This is a genomic window from Mesoflavibacter sp. CH_XMU1422-2 (assembly GCF_037029245.1).
GTDB lineage: Bacteria > Bacteroidota > Bacteroidia > Flavobacteriales > Flavobacteriaceae > Mesoflavibacter > Mesoflavibacter zeaxanthinifaciens.
The window spans coordinates 1-3,524 of record NZ_JAYMEE010000018.1 but is presented as its reverse complement, the minus strand read 5'-3'; the positions used below and the strand labels follow the sequence as shown (position 1 = coordinate 3,524).

The window sequence follows — 3,524 nt, the reverse complement described above, 5'->3', positions numbered from 1 at the left end:
AATAGATTGCTAACTTAAGATGTATAACCGCAATTACGGCGGATTCGACTACGTCCGAATCCACTCGGAATTGCTAACGTCAGTGCATAACCGAAAATTATTAACTTTAATCCCGTAACTGACGGTTATACGAGACCGTTGGCAACAAGCTGACGAAACTCAAAAATGAATATAAACCATTAAAAAATGAAAATGAAAAAATTATTATTGCTTACCATTGCTATCATTACTTTGAACAGTTGCTCGTCAGATGATGGAGAACTTCAACCAAATTTATCATTTAATATAGAAAATGGCAGCAGAGTTGCATCTTCCGAAATCAATGTTACAAATACAACAACAACAAATCAAAACGGAGGTTATATTTGGGAAGTTATTTCAAGTTTCGGAACTGAAACTTATACTACACAAAATTTAACTTTTAGCGCAAACCGAATTGGAGAATATACAATTAGATTAAAATCAAACCAATTTGATTTACAAACCGAACAAACTATTAATACGACAAGACCTTCTACTCTACTTTTTAATAAATTAACTTTAAAGGATATTCCTCAAAATTATAGTTCACTTTATTTTAAAGTAAATAAGATTACATTAAATGGTACATCTTACACATACACATCACCACCAAGACAAAATGTAAGTTCATTAGTACCAAATGTAACGGATTGGAATGTTGATATTCCAGGAAATATAATTCAAATTAATGATGGAAGCAATGCTAATAACTCTGCTGTTTATCAAGTAGAATTTTATGACGAAAATGATAATTTAGTAACTAAAATTAGCTCATTTGGAGATACTTACTTTGATAGCTCAGAATTTAAAGCTGGAGAAGAAGAATTAACTACAACTTCGATTGGTTGTTCTACTTGTGATTATTTCGAGATAATAGCTGATTTTAGTTTTCAATAGAATAGCCAGTTGCCAACAATGTATAACCGCAATTACGGCGGATTCGACTACGTCCGAATCCACTCGGAATTGCTAACGTCAGTTCTTAACCGAAAAATACTATCTTTAAATCCGTAACTGACGGTTATACAAGACCGTTAGCTGTGATATTGCATCAACCAAAAACGCTCAATTCGTGCTGATTTTTAGCAACGTAACTTAAAAGATTGAAAACAGAATTTTAGCCTGTTACGGATCTGAATTTTAAAACGGAAAACGGAACTGAACTCTAAAATTGACTCTTACGGAATTGAATAAATTACGGTCGAATTCTGTCGCTCAAAACGGTATGAAACTCAAAAAACGGAAACAGTAAAACAGAATATTGCGGAAAAATAAAGCGGAAAAAAATAAGTTTTCTATGTACAATTTAGCCAGCTGAATCACATAAAATAACACAATACTACAGCTAACAAGGTATATATTCAATTGCGGTTGAATTTCCTTTCGGAAATTCAAACCAATTTACTATCTTAGTTGCTTAATGCTGAAAATCCTGCGGATTTTAAGCCGCAACTAAATCTATACCAAACCGTTAGCAAACATTTAACCCAATCATCAATGAAAAAAATTAAATTGATTTCAAAAATTTTATTGTTTTTAGTAATAATTTCCTGCTCATCGGATGATAGTAGCGCAGACGGAAACGAACCTATGAATAATAATAACTTGGTAAAAAGAGAATATGCAAGTAACAATATAAATTTAGAATATCGATACAATGAAAACAACCAATTAGACCAAATAATTGATATTTACACTTCAGAGAACATTGATTCTGAAACTGATTTTGTTTACGATTCAAATAATGTTAGTTCGAGAAGTTTTGTTTCAAATAATTCCAGCTTTAGTTCAAATACAACCTTTACTTACGATTCGAGCAATCGACTGTTGAATGCAACTAAAACAATTAATCAACCGAGCAATACTGTTAACCCAACTATAACCAGAACCGAAGAATACTCTTATAATAATAATTTGATTACCATTAACACCAGTTCAAGTACTGGCGATACTGGAATTATTATGTTGGAACGAAACAACGGTTTGATTACGAAAATTACAAGAGACCAAAATTATGCTACAATTGAGTATGACAATAACCAAAACATAACCGTAATCAATGTTTTCGACAGTAGTAATAATTTATCACATACATCTGAATATGAATACGATAATAATCCAAATCCGTTTTTCGGACAATTAAGTTCAATTTACCTTCATCTATTTGTAGATGCTTTCGATGATTTTGAATTTGGCGAATTTGTTTGGGATGGTTACGAAGGTTACTTTTTTCCATTTTTAAGAAACAATATCATTTCAATACAAGAGAATGGAAACTTGGACAGAAATTATCAATATTCCTACAATGGTCAAAACAATCCAACCAATGTAGTCGAAATTTTTAACGGAACGAATAGTTTTGAATTCGATATTGAATATTAAAAAAACGTTTGCTAACAATGTATAACCGCAATTACGGCGGATTCGACTACGTCCGAATCCACTCGGAATTGCTAAAGTCAGTGCCAAACCGAATATTAACACATATAAACCCGTAACTGACGGTTATACGAGACCGTTAGCAACAAGCTGACACACGAAACCCAAAAATAAACCAATAAGAAAAAAAATGAAAAAATTATTATTATTTACTATCGCTATCATTACACTTAACAGTTGTTCCTCTGATGATGAACTTCAACCGAATTTATCTTTTAATATTGAAACTGGAAGTAGAATTGCTTCATCCGAGATAAACGTTACAAACACTACTACTAATCCGAATGGAAGTTATATTTGGGAAGTTGTTTCGAACAGCGGAACTGAAACATTTACAACTCAAAATTTAAGTTTTAATGCTAACCGAATTGGAGAATATACGATTAAACTGAAATCAAGTCAATTTGATTTAGAAACGGAGCAAACTATTGAAATAACAAGACCATCAATCCTAAGGTTTAATAAAGTAACACTTAAAGATATTCCGCAAAACTATAGTTCGCTTTACTTTAGAATAAATAAACTTACTTTAAACGGAACATCTTACACTTATACTTCACCACCAAGACAAAATATTAGCTCATTAGCACCAAGTGTAACCGATTGGAATGTTGATACGCTTGGAAGTATTATTCCGATTAATGACGGAAGTAACGCAAATGATACAGCTGTATATCAATTGGAATTTTATGACAGTAATGATAATTTAGTTACAAAAATAAATTCATTTGGAGATACCTACTTTGATAGTTCTGAATTTGTAGCTGGCGAAAAAGAATTAACTACTACTTCTATCGGATGTTCTAATTGTGATTATTTTGAGGTAATTACAGAATTTAGTTTTCAATAAAAAGCCTGTTGCTAACATAGTTCTGAATTTGTAGCTGGCGAAAAAGAATTAACTACTACTTCTATCGGATGTTCTAATTGTGATTATTTTGAGGTAATTACAGAATTTAGTTTTCAATAAAAAGCCTGTTGCTAACAAAGAACTGAGGCAATAAACAAGTAAAATATTAATTATTTATTGCTAGAGTACTTCTATGTTCACCATTGTAAGGCAC

At 31.5% G+C, this 3,524-nt stretch carries 3 protein-coding genes; all 3 read left to right on the top strand.

All coding sequences use genetic code 11. The features are described 5' to 3' along the window. Positions 1-192 precede the first annotated feature (192 nt). Positions 193-918: a hypothetical protein gene (locus WA340_RS03730; protein ID WP_336127329.1), complete on the top strand. Its 726-nt coding sequence runs from the start codon at positions 193-195 to the stop codon at positions 916-918. A gap of 600 nt (positions 919-1,518) precedes the next feature. Further along, positions 1,519-2,403 (top strand): hypothetical protein, encoded by an 885-nt coding sequence (locus WA340_RS03725; RefSeq protein ID WP_336127328.1) that lies wholly within the window; start codon positions 1,519-1,521, stop codon positions 2,401-2,403. 187 nt (positions 2,404-2,590) lie between these two features. Next, a complete protein-coding gene (locus WA340_RS03720) occupies positions 2,591-3,310 on the top strand; it encodes a hypothetical protein (protein WP_336127327.1) in 720 nt (239 codons plus the stop codon). The last annotated feature ends 214 nt before the right edge of the window (positions 3,311-3,524 follow it).

Excerpts from the sequence above, each read along its gene's own strand:
- WA340_RS03730 (WP_336127329.1), top strand. The coding sequence starts at position 193 with ATGAAAAAATTATTATTGCTTACCATTGCTATCATTACTTTGAACAGT.
- WA340_RS03725 (WP_336127328.1), top strand. The coding sequence starts at position 1,519 with ATGAAAAAAATTAAATTGATTTCAAAAATTTTATTGTTTTTAGTAATA.
- WA340_RS03720 (WP_336127327.1), top strand. The coding sequence starts at position 2,591 with ATGAAAAAATTATTATTATTTACTATCGCTATCATTACACTTAACAGT.